The sequence below is a fragment of the Methylolobus aquaticus genome, from assembly GCF_054172105.1.
In genome coordinates this window covers 1-17,096 of the sequence record NZ_JBSYXP010000023.1, presented here as the reverse complement: position 1 = coordinate 17,096, position 17,096 = coordinate 1, and the positions used below count along the sequence as shown (strand labels likewise).

Annotated in this window: 12 protein-coding genes; 2 read left to right on the top strand and 10 right to left on the bottom strand. The window is 62.0% G+C overall.

Annotated elements, in window-relative coordinates; all coding sequences use genetic code 11:
* Positions 1-33 precede the first annotated feature (33 nt).
* From ACW73L_RS20680 to ACW73L_RS20635, 10 genes are all read right to left on the bottom strand, one after another.
* Positions 34-1,650 carry a transposase gene (locus ACW73L_RS20680; RefSeq protein WP_498924460.1) on the bottom strand — a complete coding sequence of 539 codons (1,617 nt, stop codon included), beginning with the start codon at positions 1,648-1,650 and terminating at the stop codon, positions 34-36.
* Positions 1,651-1,743: 93 nt separating this feature from the next.
* Complete coding sequence (locus tag ACW73L_RS20675; RefSeq protein ID WP_498924459.1) at positions 1,744-2,370, bottom strand: hypothetical protein; 627 nt, start codon at positions 2,368-2,370, stop codon at positions 1,744-1,746.
* 60 nt (positions 2,371-2,430) lie between these two features.
* The gene (locus ACW73L_RS20670) at positions 2,431-2,655 is read right to left on the bottom strand and encodes a DUF8742 domain-containing protein (RefSeq protein ID WP_498924458.1); all 225 of its coding nucleotides are present in this window, start codon (positions 2,653-2,655) and stop codon (positions 2,431-2,433) included.
* Positions 2,656-2,725: 70 nt separating this feature from the next.
* Positions 2,726-4,975, bottom strand: coding sequence for an nSTAND1 domain-containing NTPase (locus tag ACW73L_RS20665; protein ID WP_498924457.1), 2,250 nt, complete (start codon positions 4,973-4,975; stop codon positions 2,726-2,728).
* Positions 4,972-5,772: an ATP-binding protein gene (locus ACW73L_RS20660; protein WP_498924456.1), complete on the bottom strand. Its 801-nt coding sequence runs from the start codon at positions 5,770-5,772 to the stop codon at positions 4,972-4,974. Before ACW73L_RS20660 ends, ACW73L_RS20665 begins: the two co-directional genes overlap by 4 nt.
* Positions 5,685-6,950 carry a metallophosphoesterase family protein gene (locus ACW73L_RS20655; protein ID WP_498924455.1) on the bottom strand — a complete coding sequence of 422 codons (1,266 nt, stop codon included), beginning with the start codon at positions 6,948-6,950 and terminating at the stop codon, positions 5,685-5,687. Before ACW73L_RS20655 ends, ACW73L_RS20660 begins: the two co-directional genes overlap by 88 nt.
* 307 nt (positions 6,951-7,257) lie before the next feature.
* On the bottom strand, positions 7,258-8,832 hold the full coding sequence (locus tag ACW73L_RS20650; RefSeq protein ID WP_498924454.1) for a YfjI family protein: 1,575 nt from the start codon (positions 8,830-8,832) through the stop codon (positions 7,258-7,260).
* A 413-nt stretch (positions 8,833-9,245) separates the two neighbouring features.
* The gene (locus ACW73L_RS20645) at positions 9,246-9,881 is read right to left on the bottom strand and encodes a helix-turn-helix domain-containing protein (RefSeq protein WP_498924453.1); all 636 of its coding nucleotides are present in this window, start codon (positions 9,879-9,881) and stop codon (positions 9,246-9,248) included.
* A gap of 175 nt (positions 9,882-10,056) precedes the next feature.
* A complete protein-coding gene (locus ACW73L_RS20640; RefSeq protein ID WP_498924452.1) occupies positions 10,057-10,704 on the bottom strand; it encodes a hypothetical protein in 648 nt (215 codons plus the stop codon).
* 25 nt (positions 10,705-10,729) lie between these two features.
* Positions 10,730-11,968 carry a tyrosine-type recombinase/integrase gene (locus ACW73L_RS20635; RefSeq protein WP_498924451.1) on the bottom strand — a complete coding sequence of 413 codons (1,239 nt, stop codon included), beginning with the start codon at positions 11,966-11,968 and terminating at the stop codon, positions 10,730-10,732.
* Positions 11,969-12,589: 621 nt separating this feature from the next.
* Between ACW73L_RS20635 and ACW73L_RS20630 the strand changes: the two genes are divergently transcribed.
* Both ACW73L_RS20630 and ACW73L_RS20625 read left to right on the top strand, forming a co-directional pair.
* Positions 12,590-13,852 (top strand): GGDEF domain-containing protein, encoded by a 1,263-nt coding sequence (locus ACW73L_RS20630; RefSeq protein WP_498924450.1) that lies wholly within the window; start codon positions 12,590-12,592, stop codon positions 13,850-13,852.
* 872 nt (positions 13,853-14,724) lie between these two features.
* Positions 14,725-16,401, top strand: coding sequence for a calcium-binding protein (locus ACW73L_RS20625; protein WP_498924449.1), 1,677 nt, complete (start codon positions 14,725-14,727; stop codon positions 16,399-16,401).
* Positions 16,402-17,096 lie beyond the last annotated feature (695 nt).

Genomic DNA, 17,096 nt, shown 5'->3' with positions numbered 1-17,096 from the left:
GGATTAACCTAAATTCCTCAGTTGACCGTGATGCTACACCGGTACTGGCGGAGGCAGACCCATCGGCCGCGGACCTTGGGCGGGTTTCAGGCGGAGGATCTCGGCCACGATGTAGCGGATGAGCGCCCGCCAGCGGTCCCGTTTCGGCAACTGAGGCGCAGTTGTCCGAATGTGGCTGAGACCCTTGCGAACATTGGCGATCATGGCTTTGATCTGGTCGCTTGCGGCATGGGTCAAGGTCAGCAATAGCCGGGCCTGGCCGGCATGTTCGGTGAGGCGGGCGACCCCGGCGAGCAGTAAGGGGCGACTGGTGATGGCTTCCCGGCGCGCCTTGGGGTGGGCCAGTCGCACATACCAGCTCCACCAGTTGTAGATCAGGGCGACGGCCCGCGCCGAGAGGTTGCAGCGTTCCAGGTCGTGGGTGGTGTAGCCGCCCCAGCCCCATTGGTGGGTCAACTCGTCGAAGCCATTCTCGCAGTCCGCCCGGTCCCGGTAGAGTTGGCCGAGGGCTTCGAGCGGATGGTCGGTGTTCGTCACCAGCACGGCGTATTCCCAGAGCTTGCCCTTGACGGTATCAGCGAACAGCAGGGTTTGTTGGCCCGCGGTCGCGGCCTCCGCCAGCAGTTCTCCCTTGAGCCGGCGCCGGAGTACCACCACGCGCCGCGCCCGGCTCCACCCCGCTAGCTGCAGCGGTGCTTCCACGGCGTCGAAACCGTGGCCGACCGCCTGCCAGGGCCGGCGTGCCCAGAGCCGTTCGATCAGGCGCTTGACCCCGGCGGTCTGGCGCAGTTTGAACAGGTAGGCCTGGTCCAGGTCTTCCATCTCCGCCATCACCCGTTCGTTACCGAAGGCGTTGTCACCCCGCACCAGCGCCGGACGCTGTGCCGGTGGCAACGCCTCCAATAACGCTCGCAGCCGCGGCAGGCCGTGCTGGGGTGCATGGGCCTTGCCGTTCTTCACCTCCACCTCCAGCACCTGGCGGACGTTGCCGATCCAGTAGGTGTGCAACACGTGACTGGGACGCCCCGGCTTCTTCGGGTTGTAACTGACCTCCGCTCCGTCCTGATGTCCGTACAGCACTTTGATGGTGGTGTCGCAGTCCAAAATCCACGGTGTATGCAGTGCCTCCTGGACGCTTTCCGCCAGTGCCGTATCCATCCACACCGTGCTCCTCTTCAGCTGCGCAGCACGGCGGATCCGTTCCGCCTCAGGACAGCGCCGCGGCTGATTCGGCGCCAGATGCGCCAAGGCCCGCCGCAGACTTTCGTCGCTGATAATCTTGTTCATGCCGAGTATCCGCGGCGCCACTTCATCACCGCGCAGGCCCGTCACATGCGCATAGCGCCGTTGCCCATCCAGAATCGACAGTAACCACGTCCCCAACACATCCACCACCGCCGGGGCATTCGGACTGGTGTAGGCCATCGGGCAACTCTCGGTCCAGCGTTCGAACACGCCCGTGACCTCCAAGAACTCGGCAAAGAACGCCAACTGCCCCAGTGCCGTGGCACTGCCGCCTTCATCCCAGCGCACCTGAAACCGACCACCCGGCGTCGACAGACGGTACTCTGACAACTCGCCCACCGGTTCGCTCAGCCCCCGTTCGACCGCCTTGACCAACGCCCTCTTCTCAAATTTCACCTCACCCATCGGGTGACCCTCCCGTTGCGCCCACAACCCGCATCAGCTCTGCGTTCGCGCGATTCTGACAACCGCTAACGGAGGAATCTAGGATTAACGATGTTAGGGGCCCAACTCATTCCGCACACGAAAAAGAGCGGCAGTGGGTGTCTTTGCAATGGCGTGGATAAGGCGGATTGGATGGCCTTCTTCATACTTATGAGCAGCCCGATATAACGATTTCAAGATGGTTCGTTCATCGGTCGTGAGAAAGAGGCTCGCGTCAGCCTCTAGGGCCGACTCCATATGCTCAATGTCAAACTCTCGCTTCCGCGGCTTCTTGTAATACAGCTTTTCACCTTCCTTAAGGTTATCAGCCGCCATCGCTAGCGCGGTATCGTGAGGATGGCCATCAATCTTTAGCAAATCTCGAAGGCTACCGCCCATCCGGCCGCCGCGAAGCACGGATCCGTCATGACAATAGGCACCATCATATCGGGTTAATGGGATTGGAACCCTAGTTGAGACTGGAATGACCTTTTGCTCGAACTCCGCCTTGAAGCGGTCACCAAGTTCCAATTCGATTCGCTTGTTGTGCAGAAATCGCGAACGTTCAGGGTGACGCCAAACCAGTTTGTAGATCTCGTCAAAGCTATCGCAGTGCTCACGGATTCGATTCTCCAACTGCGCGGCGTCGCGATAGGTGAACCAGTGCCACCAGACACAAGTGTCGACAAAGATAGTGAGCATCGCCAGCCTAAATTGACGTTGGTCAGATTCTCGAACAGCGACCAAAACTAGGCTGTCCGTTCATTCTGCTAGCGCCCGGCCACATTGCCAGGACGAACGATCGGGAAACGTTGCAGATCGCCGCGGCTCATCATCCTGGTAGAGCAACTGGTTGCCGACCTTGCCTTCGGGCTCCTTGTAGGTCAGTTCCAGTGCGTCGGAGCCGAACCACTCGACGCTGACCGCCGCATGTAGCAAGCCGCCCAGTACGGAGGTTCCGGATTGCAGCGATTGCAGGCTGGCCATTGAATTGCTCGCATGCCACTCGCAATGGTTAATTCAAGCGGCATAGGGTGGGGTGATGTGGTTATTGAGCTCAGAACTCTTCCGCCACGAGCCACTGCGCGAATATTGGAATCCGCAGCTTGCCAGCCTTGTCGATGACCTGCCATCGCTGCAGCCATGCGTGGGCACGAGGCTCGAAAACAGGGTTCTCGCCCCTGGCTAAGGCACCCAAGATCGCTCGTACCGGTTCGGGAGCAGACCGATAGAGACTCCGGAAATAGGGGCGACCATCGTCGAGAACCCGTTGGTCCACGGCTGTGAGGTCATCCAATGTGGCCTCGCGGCGTACCTTCTCGTTGAGGTGGCTCACCAGCAGGCTGCCATAAAGCTGCACGAGGAAAGGCTGTCCATTGGTACGGGCGAAAACAGCCTCTGCCACGGGCTCTGAAATCGCACCCACTGGAAAATCCGGAATCGGATGCATCAGGAGATCCAGAACCTCGAGCCGCTCCAGGTGACCGATGGAAATCTCCCGAATGTTGATGAAATGGTCGCTCCACAATTCTCCCCAATCCTCGAACGGCGCGGCGCCCGCGACGAGCAGCCGCACCCGTCGCTTGTGCTGAATCGTCGCCCGCAGCAGGCCCATGAACCGCAACAGTGCCCGCCGATCCCCGGGGAATAGATCTTCCAGTCGCTCGAACTCGTCAATGCAGAACAGCAGGCGCCGTCCATCCAGGCACGTTTCCAACGAATCGAGCCAAGCCTTGGCGGTCTCAAATGGGCGCTCGTTTAGCTGATCCCGGGCGAGTCGGGGCAGTTCGATTTGCCGGTCACGCTGTGCTTGCTGGTGAGCTTGCCTGTCCATGGCGGAGAACAAGCCGATCAGGCTATCGACTGGATTGTCCTGCAGGTCGAAGTGCACCACGATCGCATCCGGCAGCATGGCCGGTAGCATCTTCAGCAGTGACGTCTTCCCGCAGCGCCGGGGGCCGAGCAGGGCCAGGGACGCGGCGTTCGCTGCGTCGGCAAGAAGTTCTTCGACTCGCCGCACCAAGTTCTCTCGGCCGCGGAACACCTCTTGGCCGGCCTCCGGTGCCAGTGGATTTCCGGAACGGAAAGGGTTCGGTAGTTGTCGCTCCGACCCGCGCTGGGCCTGCACGCGAAGCTCGCCTGCTGCGTGCTGCAGGGCGGGAAGAATGCTGCGCAATTCGCGCCCAAGTTCACTGCGATCCGCCGACAGGCGATTCTGCAAAGCGTTCGCCGCTTTGTCGGCGGAGGCGATATGCCCGAGCGCATGATGGGGAAACTTCGACTGCTGTGCTGCCTGCAGATAGCGCGCTGCTTTAGCAACACCCGCGAGCAGCGGATCGGCGCCATCCAGGCCGGGCAGCCACTGACCCTCGAGAGCCGCGGCCTCGCTGAATCGTCCGTCCCGTATTTGTCGCTCCAACTCGCGCGCTTGCAGACGAGCCAGCGCGATGCGGCCTACGCGCCGCTGGCCAGGCGCGCTGATGCAGGCTAGCAGCGCGCGGAATGCAAGATGCGGATCGGTCTCGGCTGCCAGTGCGATATGGCTGGCCAGGAAAGGAAGCGGGAAGTAGATGAGTTCATGATGCAGAACTGGCGACCAGCGTAGGGTTGGTCGGGCGAACTTTCGCTGGCACCAGTACAACAGCGGCTGGACCAATGCCTCCAGCAGAAAGGTCGGCAATCGAAAGAGCCCAAGCAGAACCGCAATTCCGGTAGCCACGCCGGTAGCCACGCCCCCAGCCACGCCCCCAGCCACGCCCCCAGCCACGCCCCAAGCTGCGCCAGAAACCACGTCCAGGGCCCCAACCCAAACTGCGCCAGAAACCACGCCCATAGCCACGCCCATAGCCACGCCCGAAGCCACGCCCGAAGCCACGCCCGAAGCCACGCCCCCAGCCGCGCCCCCAGCCACGACCGAAGTCACGACCGAAGTCACGACCGAAGCCGCGCCCGCACCCACGCCCCCAGCCACGCCCAAAACCGCGCCCGAAACCGCGCCCAAAACCGCGCCCAAAACCGCGCCCAAACCCAAAGGCCACGAATCGACAGGATGACCCAGCAGGTGTAGCGTGAATCCTGCGCTACCTTCCATGAGAGTCACCATCATTACCAGCAAAAAACCCACTCTGTTCAGATATCTGCGGTTCTCCCCTCCGGCGCGCCACAGCCGCCACGCGGAAGCATTGGGGTCCTCGATTCCACAGGCCTTTAGACGTAGGTGCAGCGTGATCGGCTGCATGAAGAATTGCCAGAGGAATTCCCAATAGGTGGGCAGATCTGTGGGTGTCTCGTAGTGACTCGAGGTCATAGCTCGTCTTCTTCAGTCAACCACTCTGGGACGACACGACCGAACGGAAAGCCCCGGTGATCCAGCACGCCGCGGGTTCGTAGGCCATGGTTGTCCGTTGGCCGACCTGTAGCAGCTTCTCGCAGAGCCTGTCGTTCCCGGTCCCGCAGTGTGCGCCAGAGCTGACGCAGCCTCGCGAACGCGTCTTCTCGCGCCCGGTCTAGTGCGGACTCGCGCGCCTCCCCGCGCAAGCGCGCCTCAACTAAGCGAAAGCCAAGCAGCTGCAGGTAATAGGGGTGTCGTCCGGCCCAATCTCGCATCAGGTGTTGATCTTCGGGGTCGAGCCGGCCATCCCCGCGCCGCACCAGTCGCTCGGCCGCATCATCCTCCAGCAGCCCCAATCGCTCGATGCGAAGTTTGTTGTCGAACGGGGAACCACGGCCGATCTGCTCAAAGAGCAGGTCGATGGGTTGATGGGTCGCGATTACGAGGCAAAGTCGGCCGAGCATGCCGCGCAGCCGTTCGAAGAAGCGGTAGTCGAACTGCCGCAAAAAAATCTCCGCTTCATCCAGCAGGATCACCGGTGGCAAACCGGGCCGGCCGATATCTGCCAGCCAGGCCGACAGCCCCTCGGCTGCGGCGTCCGCTTCGGACTTGCAGGTACGACCGGTTATGGTGGTGACGAAAGCGGGTAGGGATGCGGCTTCCGGCCCTTCTCCACTCAACACAGTCACCGTCCGCGCCATGTCGCGTGCCGTTGAAGCGAAGGTCTGCAACACCGAACTCTTGCCGATCCTTCGGTCTCCGACCAGTGACACACTGGCGCCCTGCTCGATCGCTTCGGCCAAGTTCCGCAACAGATTCGCGCGCCCGACGAAACTTGGGGAACCGCAGGGTGTGCGAAGTCGTAAGGGTTGCCCCCCGCTAACTTCGGGTGCGTTCGCGAGGGGAAGTCCCACCGCACACGGCCATTGCGGCTTCGCTGGTAGCGACTGTCGTCATCGTACCAGTGCCCTTGTTCGGACCATGTGCGGAACCATGTCTCGACGCTGGAGGGTCGGCCGGTGGCGTCGAGCTTGACGGTGATCAGTTGCGCCCCGTTAGGAGATCGATCGGCGCGGTGGCCTTCGTAGAGGCAGCCGGCCGCGAGATCCATCAAGCCCCGATCCGGATCAGATCGCCGTTCCATAACTGGATCGTGCAAATGGCCGCGCAGTAGAAGATCCGTATGTTCGGCCAGGAGATTAGCTGCACGCGCGTGGTCGGCGAGGTCCCACAGCGGGTGATGCGCCAGAGCCAGGCGGAAACCTTCCAAGGCCCTACCGTGCTCGTCGCACGCATGTCGCATGATCTGGTCATCGGTGAGCCAGAGTTTTTGGCTGTCGGAATCATCACCCGCTAACCACGCGGTATCGAGCCCGATGACGTGCACAGGGAACGGGAACTCCGGCAAGGCTAAAGCTATCCGGTAGCCCACCCGTCCGTGCGAATGGGATGCGGGGTTGAGAGCCTGACGCCCCAGTTCGACCAGCCAGGCACAATAGCCGCTTTGGCGTTCCAGAACCCGGTCGAGCCCATCTGGATCCGCGCCGCGCGGCGCACCGCCAGTGCCGCACAGCCAGCGGGAGAGCGTTAGGCCATCACCCTGTGAAAACGTGTCACGGGTGGAGCGCCAGATGTCCGGATGCAGGTTTCGATTGATGTCATGGTTACCGGGAACCAGAAAAAAGCGGTCCGACGTCACGCAGAGCTTTTCCAGCATCGCCTGAAAGAACTCGGTCGCCGCAGCGTACTCTTCAGGCTTACCCCAGTCCGCTGCATCACCCGTGAAGCACACGATGTCGATCGCACCGTCGGCACGAAACGTTTCGAGATTATGCAGCCAAGCATCACCTAATACGCGACGCCGACGCCAACGCTCGGTCTCGCGCAAGCCGCGTTCGTGCAGATCGGAAATATGCAAGATACGCAGCTGATAGCTCTTACCCACCGGCATGGCAACGTCCCCCCGTGTGCCAAAGGCATAGATTATGGATAACGCTGAGCCATGACAACGAGCGATCCCACGCTATGCCTTCACCCCCCCCCCCTCCTCGAACCTCGGATTTTTCAAGAAGACGCGCCTGACGAGCACGCCCACCGCGCGCATGAACTGCGGTGGGCGCATCTTTTTGACGGAGCTACTGCTATTCGCGCTATTCCTGCTACTTACCTGTGCGGCGGTGCCCGTGCCGTAGCGGAAATAGCAGGAATAGCTGTCGCAGGTCTGAGGAAGGCGCAGTTTCGAGTCGCCGGTTTTTGCATCATGCCCCATCACCATGGTTTAGCTTTGGGTTGACGTAGACCTGCATGCGCCGACCATCCGATTCGACCTTGATCCGGTGGAGTGCAACGAGCTCATCCAGGGCAGGGTCCAGCATCTTTTTATCGCGCAGCCAGATAGGGGTCACGCGTTGGCGCACACTGTTCTTCGGAACCGTGCATTTCTCAGTCTGGCAGCAGTGTGCGATCAACCAGGCATCCAATCGTGCAGCGTGTGCCAGCTCAGACGGAAGAGCGAACTCACCCAAGAACCTAAGACCCTCTTGGAGATACCACCCAGCGGTCTCGCTGGCCCTTCTGAAACTGTCCGAATCAATGGAATCGATGTCGTCGGACGCAAAATACTGAAATAGCGCTGCTATACGCGCTGCGTTGTCGGCGCTCTTCGCAGCGACGTCTTTCACGTCATGGAGATCGCCTCCAGCACCTAGTTTTCTCTCGATGGAATCGTGATAAGCGATCCACAAGGCTTTTGCCGGCGGTGAAAGCTCCAAGGGCTTCGGCTGTAGACGGCCGTTGTCGTCACGCGGAACCGATCGCTCAAGAATCTCCGCGATGCGCTTATTAAACACCGCAAGCGCGGGCATGCCTTGGGGCGGCGCTTCGTAGAGGCGGGTGCCCATCGTTGAGTCAGGCCAGCTCATCAGGAATCGAGCCAGGAACCCCGTGCCGCGGGCAAGCCCCTGCGACTGCTCGAAAAAGGCGCGAAGCGTTGATTCCTGAACCATCAACCCCATGGTCAATCGTGCGCCACGGACATCGCGAGCGCGCTGTTCGTCGGCACGATCGGACTGGAAGCGAGAACCATCCCAGAACATATTCAGGAGGCCCATGTTGCGAACAACAGAGTCCTTTCCCATGCCATGGGACCCAAATACGATCCCTGCTTCATTGGAAATGATGCCAGCGGACGGCCATTCTTGCTCCAGCTTTTTCGCAAGCCCTTCAGGGGTGGCGTCCATTCGGGTGAGTTTGGGCACCTTCGGGGCCTCCGGCTTTTGTGCTTCCAGTTCGACCAAGTGCTGCCGCAGGTCTTCCGTCGGCTTGCGAGCCTTCCCGGCCACACGGATCGCCTGTAGAACCCCCTGACGCTGAGCCTCCCAGGCCGCCAGTTTCGCGTTGTAAGCTTCGACCAACGGTGCTGCCAGCTCTGCCTGCCGCTCCTGATAGGCCTCGATCGGTTGCATGAACAGCTTGTCCACTTGAGTTTTTCGCTCCCCGGACTCGGCAATCGTCAGCATGGAGAGGCTTACCGGACCGACCAACACCTCGTCCCGCCGGACGTCGATATGGGCTTGTGTGGCCAGCGACAATACGGACATGGCAGATGCCACCGCCATGGAAACGGGGGTCTTGACGTAACCGCAGACTTCTTCGACTGCCCGTCGGATAGGGTCGGGCAGCACCTCGATGGGAAAAGGCACTGGATCGATTTTTGCGGTCAGTGGCTGCGGATCAGGCCATGTATCACTGGATTCACCGTCGGCGGCACGATGTCGACGCAGTGTTTCGTCGGTGAAGGCATGGACCTTTTCGGTGTCGTCATCATCGTACATCACGCACCTCCTCGATGATGCGGAGTACGAATCTGGCAGCGCGTGCGAGCGATGCGGCGTCCTCTCGTGACAGTCCAGTTCCACCAGCGAGATCGTCGGCAGCCAGACCGATTGCCAGCAAATGATGTCGAATTGCCCGAATAACATCTTCCCAAGGTATCGATGGGCGATGAGTCGCTGCCTTCATCGCCCGAGAAGCCGCCTGCCGGGGCGGGAAGAGATCGCTAAGCCGAAGACCTGCCGCTTCGACAACCTCGGAGGCACCGCACCCGGCAAAGCACTTGATCAACACGGTACCGTCGTCACATTCCCGAACGCAGAGGGAAGGTTCCCGATCCGCGTGCGCGGGACACCTTGCGACCCACCGGCCCGACCCAGTCTTGCGAACCCGTTCAAGACGGGAGAGAAGTAGCTCAGCGGCCATGATCATCACCCCCTTTTCGTCCATTTCGGGAAGGTGGAGGCGCGGCGTCTTTCTCCGCGGGCTTCGTGACATTACTCTTTGGTTCAACGGCTGCTCCGGCCTGACCTTTCGTACCGTGTCGATCCTTGCGCCGCAAGCCGTTTGCTCCGTCTCCTGCTATGCCCGGCTTCGTTTGGCGCTTTACCCGAGGTGGTGGCCCGTGGTCCTCGACGCCCACCTCCGGCGCCGGCCCTGAAGCGCCGCAATGTCGATGGATACGTTTGTTGAGCCAGCGACGCAGATCGCCCAGCCTGTACCTTACGTTCCGGCCAACTTTGAGATAGGGAATGCTCTCTCGCCCCGTGCAACGCCAGACCGACATTGTTCCGGGCGCGAGGTCAAGAAACGCCGCGGCCTGTGTTTCCTTCAAAAGCACCGAATCGGGCAGTGCATCGTAGTTGATCGCGTCTTGGACTCTGCCGAGAGCGCTTTCACCGTACGGAGTCGTAGCGGGAGCCTGGTGGTCCGGACGGTCAACAGACTGACCCTCATCGGCGAGGGTCGAGTGCGTCACCTCATCGAGGCCGCAGGCATCTTGATCTGCGCCGAGTGCGGTAGCGGTGTGTGGATTGTTGTGAATCTTCATCAGTATCGCCTCTTGGTGGTGGCGATACCGTTGATTGGCTCGGTATCGCCGGGTTAATTGCCATGGGCGACACGAATATTGAGAGCAAAAAAATGCGGAAAAAGTGTAGCGGGTGTGGTGAGTTCGGCTACCTCAGGCGTAGTCGGTTCAAGAATTGCCAGCGCTGGCGGGGGTTTCAGGTGTGGTTGGTATTCTTCACTGGAGTCTTCGAAACGCCCCCCGCTTTTCGGCCCGAGGGATTGATGACGATGGCGATACGCTTAGCAGCACGGGTCCCCGCGCCACTTTCAGCCGCGAATTTCGTCCGCGCAGCCGCATCGATACGCGCTGCCTTCTCATGCCCCTCCGAATACAAGGCGAGCCATGCTCTGCAGGCAATGGCGAGTTCCTCCGCGTAGTAGGGATGGTGAGGGGTATTCAGGCTCTCGATCCCCCGCACGATGGAGGCCGTGCCGCCCGTCGGAAACTCAGGCGGTAACAGCCAGGGCGGGTTCAAAGTCTGAGCCCAGGTCACGAAGAATGCGGCATCGACGCTCGCCTTTGTGCCCCGGGCACCTTCCGGAGTTGGTCGGAGCGGACCCTCAGAAGATAGGCAGCGCACCGCCAGATCCAGCCTCTGGTTCAATCCGACGGCGTAGGCCAACAGGTGTTGTTCACGCGGAGTCATATCGTCACGCCAAACGTCGGGATCAATTCCGAGAGAGAGCAAGACCAACTCCTCGACAGCTGCTCTTGGCACATTCGACCATTTTGCCCAGCGCGGCTGGGCTCTGGTAGACGCAATCAACGCTTGGGCGTCGGCAGACGCATCTTTTTGATCCATTGTCGACCTCGTTCAAAAGTCCTCGTCATACAGTGACGCGCTCGCGGCGGTGTCCTAGGGTCAGGGGTAAGACGTCAGCAGACGGCTTCAGCCCGCTCGCCTTCAGCACGTAGTCGGTAATCCGTTGCATGGGTTCACGCAGCCGCTCGACGTTAGCCACGATGTACCCCGCCGTCACGTCTGCCCCGTTCGCGTGGTTCAGCAGCCGCTTGAGCGCATACGCGGGAATGTCCAGGCTTTCGGCAACGGTCGCGAAGGTCCGCCGCAGATCGTGCGGGGTGAACCATATGCCTGCGGTCTTCTCGATCGCCGCCTGGGCATAACGGAAGTTCGACACCCGCCGCCCTGCAGTGTCCGCGAAAACATAGGCCGATGTTGCCGCTGCTTTGCGCCGGGTCAGAATGTCCATCAGATAGTCACTCAACGGCAAGGTGTGGTCTTGGTGGTTCTTCGGATCCAGCACCGTGAACGTGCGGCCCGTCAGATCTACCGTGTGCCACGTCAGATCGAGCGCTTCCTGACGCCGCAGTCCGGTCAGCAGCAGGAATATGAAGTAGTCGCGGTGATCCTCTGACGGCAGGGCCATGACAGCAGCGGTCCAGGGTTCCAATTCGTGCGGCTTGATGACGGTCTGCCGCCGATCCACGCGGAACCATGCCTTTTTCATCGCGCGCGTCGCCGCGTTGTCGGTGATAATCGGTTTCCCGCGCTCGTCCAAGTGGTTATCCATCGCGAAATTGATGAAGGCCCGCAAGTAGCGCATGGCCAGATTAGCGCGCGCCTCGGATCGGGTTTTTCCGTGTTGCTTGTGTCGCTTGCTGATCATGTCCGGCGTTATTGCGGTCAATGGCTTGTCGAGCCACTCGCGGTAGACCTCCCTACCGCACTGCCGAATGTCGTGCACGGTCTTAGGTTTCAGCGTGCGTTTACTGACGTACTCTTCAATGGTCTGCCCCAGTGTCTTGCCTGCCAGTTTTTCCCGCTTGCGCTCTGTAACGGGTGATTTGCCCGCCGCTATGGTGCCGTTGATCTCCGACGTTCGCTTTCTCGCCTGCTCTGGCGTCATCGCGGGGTAACGGCCTAATGTGATCCGCTCGGCCTTGCCGTTGACCTTCCGGCGGGCACAGAAGGTCATGGTGCCGGTGCTGGTAACGCGCAGTTCAAGGCCAGGGGTCTTGGTGTCCTGATAGCTGACGCGCTTGCCAGCAGCAGGTAGCGGTAGCGCCTCAAGGGCCCGTTTGGTGAAGTTGATCACGTGCGACATTAGGATTCCTTGGGTCGGGGTCACCCCGGGGTCACCGCTCAGGTAAATTTGGAGAAGCTACGGTAAAGAAATGTTAATCATAAGGCATGGAATTAACAACTGTTATTCGTCTACGTAAATCGTGGTTAATTGCCAAGGAAAGAACTCTTAATCCGTTTGTCGTAGGTTCGATCCCTACATGGCCCACCAATCACGCACCGCAGAATCCTACTCACCTTTTTCGGGCGCGCGCTGAGCCGCACGGCTGGCGCGGTTTCCACGATTGGGCTGTTGACGGCTCGTCTCCGGAAGCACCAATTTTTGGCTGATTTTTAGCCAATCCGCCTCTCGGTTCTCTGTCGAGCTGTTGACTGTCAACAGGTCCGATTCAGGAAACATGCGGGGTTCAGCGGATCGGGTTTGAGTGGGCATTTGGTAGGCAGCCGGAACCCGCGGTCGCGCCCGGATTCGAAACTGGCCTGCGGCGGATGGATAATCGGGCCAGCCTTACCACTGCTCCCTTCTCTCGTCCGACGCCTGCTTCTACTCCCCTTCCGATCGTGCTCGCGCGTTGACACGACCCCATCATGGGTACATCGTCTCCTCCAAGCGGTCCCTTCGACCATGGAATTTCTCATCCTTATGGGCAAATCCACTGAGCCAGCCTCGGATCCGCAGCTTTGGCGTTGCGCAGACCGCGATCCCGACCCTCGCCGAGCGGTCGAAACGCGTCACCTGGACGAGGCCGGCGACGCAATCGAACTCGAGGACTGGCTGCTGACGGTCGCCGAGGGTGACGGCGGGGTCGAGTCGCGGCCGTTTCGCTTCACCCGTCGGGACGGTACGGAACGGGACATCGTCGTCAGTGCGGCGGCAGCGCAGAACAATCTGCTCATCTCATTGCTCGATCTGACCGAACAGACGGCTTTGCAACGTACGTTGCTCACCAGCAACGCGCGCTACCAGGCCGCGTTCCAGGGTTCCATTGACGCGATCGTTATCACCCGCCTGAGTACCGGCGAATATCTCGACGTGAACCGGGGGTTCATCGACATCACCGGATTCTCGCGTGACGAAGCGCTCGGCCGCAACGGCATTCAGCTCAACCTGTGGGTCGATCTGGCGGCGCGGCAGCATGTCATCGATCAGGTCGTGCATCACGGCCGGCTGCACGATTTCGAGGCCCAGTTCCGGCGCAAGAATGGCGAGTTGTTCTGGGGATTGATGGCCGCGGTGCAGATCGAGTTCGAGGACGAAAGATGCCTGCTCGCCGTGACCCGTGACATCAGCCAACGCAAGCGCTTCGAGCATGAGCTACAGCAGGCGCGCGATGCGGCGGAAGCCGCCAATCGCGCGTTGCAGAGCGCGAATGCCGAGCTCGCGCGCCTGGCCTCGACCGATACGCTGACCCGTGTCTGGAATCGCTGGCATTTCGACCGGGCCGTGCGGGACGAACTCGCCCGCGTGGCCCGTTACGGCAACCCGGTATCGCTGCTGCTGCTCGACATCGACCGCTTCAAGGCGATCAACGATCGTTATGGGCACTTGGCCGGCGACGAGGTCCTGATCGAGGTTTGCCGCCGTCTGCAGTCGCAGCTGCGACGGGTCGACGTGCTGGCCCGCTGGGGCGGCGAAGAATTCGCCATCATGCTGCCGCACTGTGTAGCGGCGCAGGCCGGACGACTCGCCGAGCGGCTGCGCGCAGAGATTTCCGCCTCGCCCTTCCCCGCGGTCGGCAGTGTGACCTGTAGCTTTGGCGTCGCGCAGTTGCGCGCGGCGGAGAGCTTCGACGCTTGGCTGGCGCGCGCCGACGAAGCTCTTTACCGGGCCAAGGCCGCGGGACGCAACCGGGTGAGCGTGGCCGGCACAGCGTCCGACGCCGGTGCCCGACCGCCCCCCCATTGAAGGGTAGTGCGGTCACAACGGCAGCGGGACCTCGGTCAGCTTCCGGTTGCGCCTATGAATCATTACCCACACAGACGTGCAGTGTCGACACGGCAACGGCGCGTTCACGGTGGCGCCTTAAAGCGTAAGCAACGCGCCTCAGGCATTGATGGCTGGGGCGTGCCACGCCGCGCCCAGATAACAACCCTCAGCCGCACGGCTGGCGCGGGTTCCGCGATTGGTCTGTTGACGGCTCGTCGCTGGAGTCCCCGTTTTTTGGACAAAAATTAGCCAGCTCGCCTCTCGGTTCTCCGTTGGGCTGTTGACTGTCAACAGCCTCGCTCCAGGAAACATGCGGGTTTCAGCGGGTCGGGTTGGCGGGGGAGTGTGGTGGGCGGTCGGGACTTGGGTTCCAAATTTGGTGCCTTCGCCCGAGGGTGGGGCGGTTTACTGCTCCGTGACGCCGAGAGTGGGATGCCTTCACCGGTGAAAATGAGTTGGTGCCGCCGGTCTCACCGGCGCGTTCCACGCGCCTGAGGAACACCTCGGCTTGGGAGCAGACCCGTCCGGTGACCCGGGGAACGGCGTACCGGCGCCATAGTTCCAGTTCGACCTGACCGTCCGTTGGTAACCGGTCCACCCTGCACACCAACTCACTTTTCGCGTCCGATGCGGGTCCGTTCGCGCCGTCTGCTCTCCTTACCGAGCCAGAGACCCGGTGACGCGCCTTTCGGCGATGCGCTGGTCCAGTCAGACCACCGAAACCACTGTTCCTGATTGCTCTCCAGATCGTTCTCGCTAGTTGACAAGACCCCACCATGGGCTAATCCTTTCTCCCCAAACGGGCGACCGCGCCCATTGAATTTCTAATCCTTTGAGGAAGGACGGAACCAATGGCACTCATCGTGGGTACGCAGGGCAACGACGTGCTGGTGGGCGGCAACGGGGCGAACATCATCCAGGGTCTGGCTGGCGACGACGTGCTCGAGGGAGGCGACGGGGTCGACGAGCTGGACGGCGGAACCGGCCGTGACCGCGCGACCTATCGGAATGCGGCCGCGGGCGTTCAGGTCGATCTCGCCGTGACGGGTTTCCAGTTGACCTTCGGCGCCGGCATCGACCGGCTCATTTCGATCGAGGCGCTGACCGGCTCGGCGCATGGCGACGTCCTGCGCGGCAATGACGGCGACAACGCGCTGGAAGGGCTGGCCGGCAACGACACGCTGGCGGGACGCGGGGGCAGCGACGAGTTGTTCGGCGGCGAGGGCGACGACGTGCTGGACGGCGGGGCGGGCATCGACTTCCTGGACGGCGGCTCGGGCAACGACTTCCTCGACGGCGGTGCCGACAACGACGTGCTGCTCGGCGGCATCGGCGACGACGTGCTGGTGGGCGGGGCAGGCGACGACGTGCTGGACGGCGGGGCGGGGCGCGACCGGGCGAGCTATGCGGCCGCGGGCCAGGGCGTGCGGGCCGACCTGATCAGCCGGACCGTGCTGGACGTGGTCGGCACGGGGCGCGACACGCTGTTTTCGATCGAGGACCTGACCGGCTCGGCACACGACGACGTGCTGTCGGGCGACGGCGGTGCCAACCGGATCGAAGGACTGGCGGGGCGCGACACGATCGCGGGACGGGGCGGCAACGACCAGCTGTTCGGCGGCGTGGGCGACGACGTGCTGGACGGCGGCGAGGGCAACGACCTGCTCGTGGGCGAAGCGGGCAACGACACGATCGACGGCGGCAACGGCAACGACACGGTGAACGGGGGCGACGGCGCCGATCTGGTGCGCGGCGGGGCCGGAGCCGACCTGATCTCGGGTGGCGCGGGCAACGACACCCTCGACGGCGGGACGGGTGACGACACGATCGACGGGGGTCTGGGCGACGACCTGCTGCTTGGCAACGAGGGCAACGACATCCTCGACGGCGGGGCGGGGATCGACGTGGCCAGCTACTTCGAGAATACGACCGGGGTGCGGGTCGACCTCGCGATCCAGGGTGTGACACAGAACACAAGCCCATCGCTCGGCGACCTGGTCGACGGCAGCGGGTTCGACACGCTGCGAAACATCGAGAACCTGAACGGCGGGTTCGGGAACGACCAGTTGTTCGGCGACGAGGGTGTCAACCGGATCGATGGGGCAGAGGGCAACGATCGGATCGAGGGACGCGGCGGCAACGACGTGGTGAGGGGCGGCGCGGGCAACGACGTGCTGGTCGGCGGCGACGGAGCCGACGTGCTCACGGGTGGCGCGGGTGCGGATCGGTTCGTGTGGGGCCTGGTGGGAGAGGCGGCGGCCGCGGGGACGCTCGAGCGGATCGCGGACTTCAGAGCGGCGCAGGGCGACCGGATCGATGTGGGCGGCATAGATGCCAATGCACTGATCGCGGGCAACCAGGATTTCGCATTCGTGGGCGCGGCCACGTTCGCCGTCGGTGTCGCGGGGCAACTGCGCTTCGCGGGCGGCGTGCTCGAGGGCGAGGTAAACGGCGACGGGCTGCGCGACTTCGCAGTGGTGCTGACCGGCGTGACGGCGCTGTCGGCGGGTGCGTTCTTCGACCTGTAACCTGTAGCGGCGGCGCCGGACGAAGGCGTCAAGCATAACGGCAAAACTTTATAAGACAACTGCTTCCGGGCACCCGTTCCTGCCGTAGTCGTCTCAGTAGCAAGCTGGGCGGCCGCGACACGCCGTGGGTGCCCTTGTAAGCACGGCGGCGGGTTTCCTTCCTCTGACGGTCGCGTGGCTTTTGTCCCGCTCTGTCCGCTCCCCAAAAAGGGGGGAACGGCTACCCCATAAGGAAGGAGGCAAAGCCCTCTGGAGTGTTGGCAAACACCTTGTATCGGTACTTGCCGTCTACCAACAACCCACCGCCAAATCCTTCTCTGCTTTTTCCGACTCGCCCTGAGCCGCACGGCTGGCGCGGTTTCCGCATTTCGTCTCTTGACTGCCGCTCTGCCCAACCCCCGATTTCTGGGTGAAATTTAGCCATTTCGCCTCTCTGTTCTCTGTCGATGCCTTGACTGTCAACGCATCGGTTTCTCGAAAAACCAGTAGGTTGCGTGGAGGCAGCTGGAGCGGGAGTTTGGTGGGCGGGGGCGACCGGCTTCGAAATGCGGTGTCGTTACGGGCCGGTGTGGCGGCTGCCAGGTCCCCAACACTGCCAGACGGAACCCTCGGTACATCGTCGGCCCTGCAAAATTCCTTTAAGCGACATTCGGCAGCGTCTGGCCGTTCCAGGGAGGTAGCGGCAAGCGGAGGTC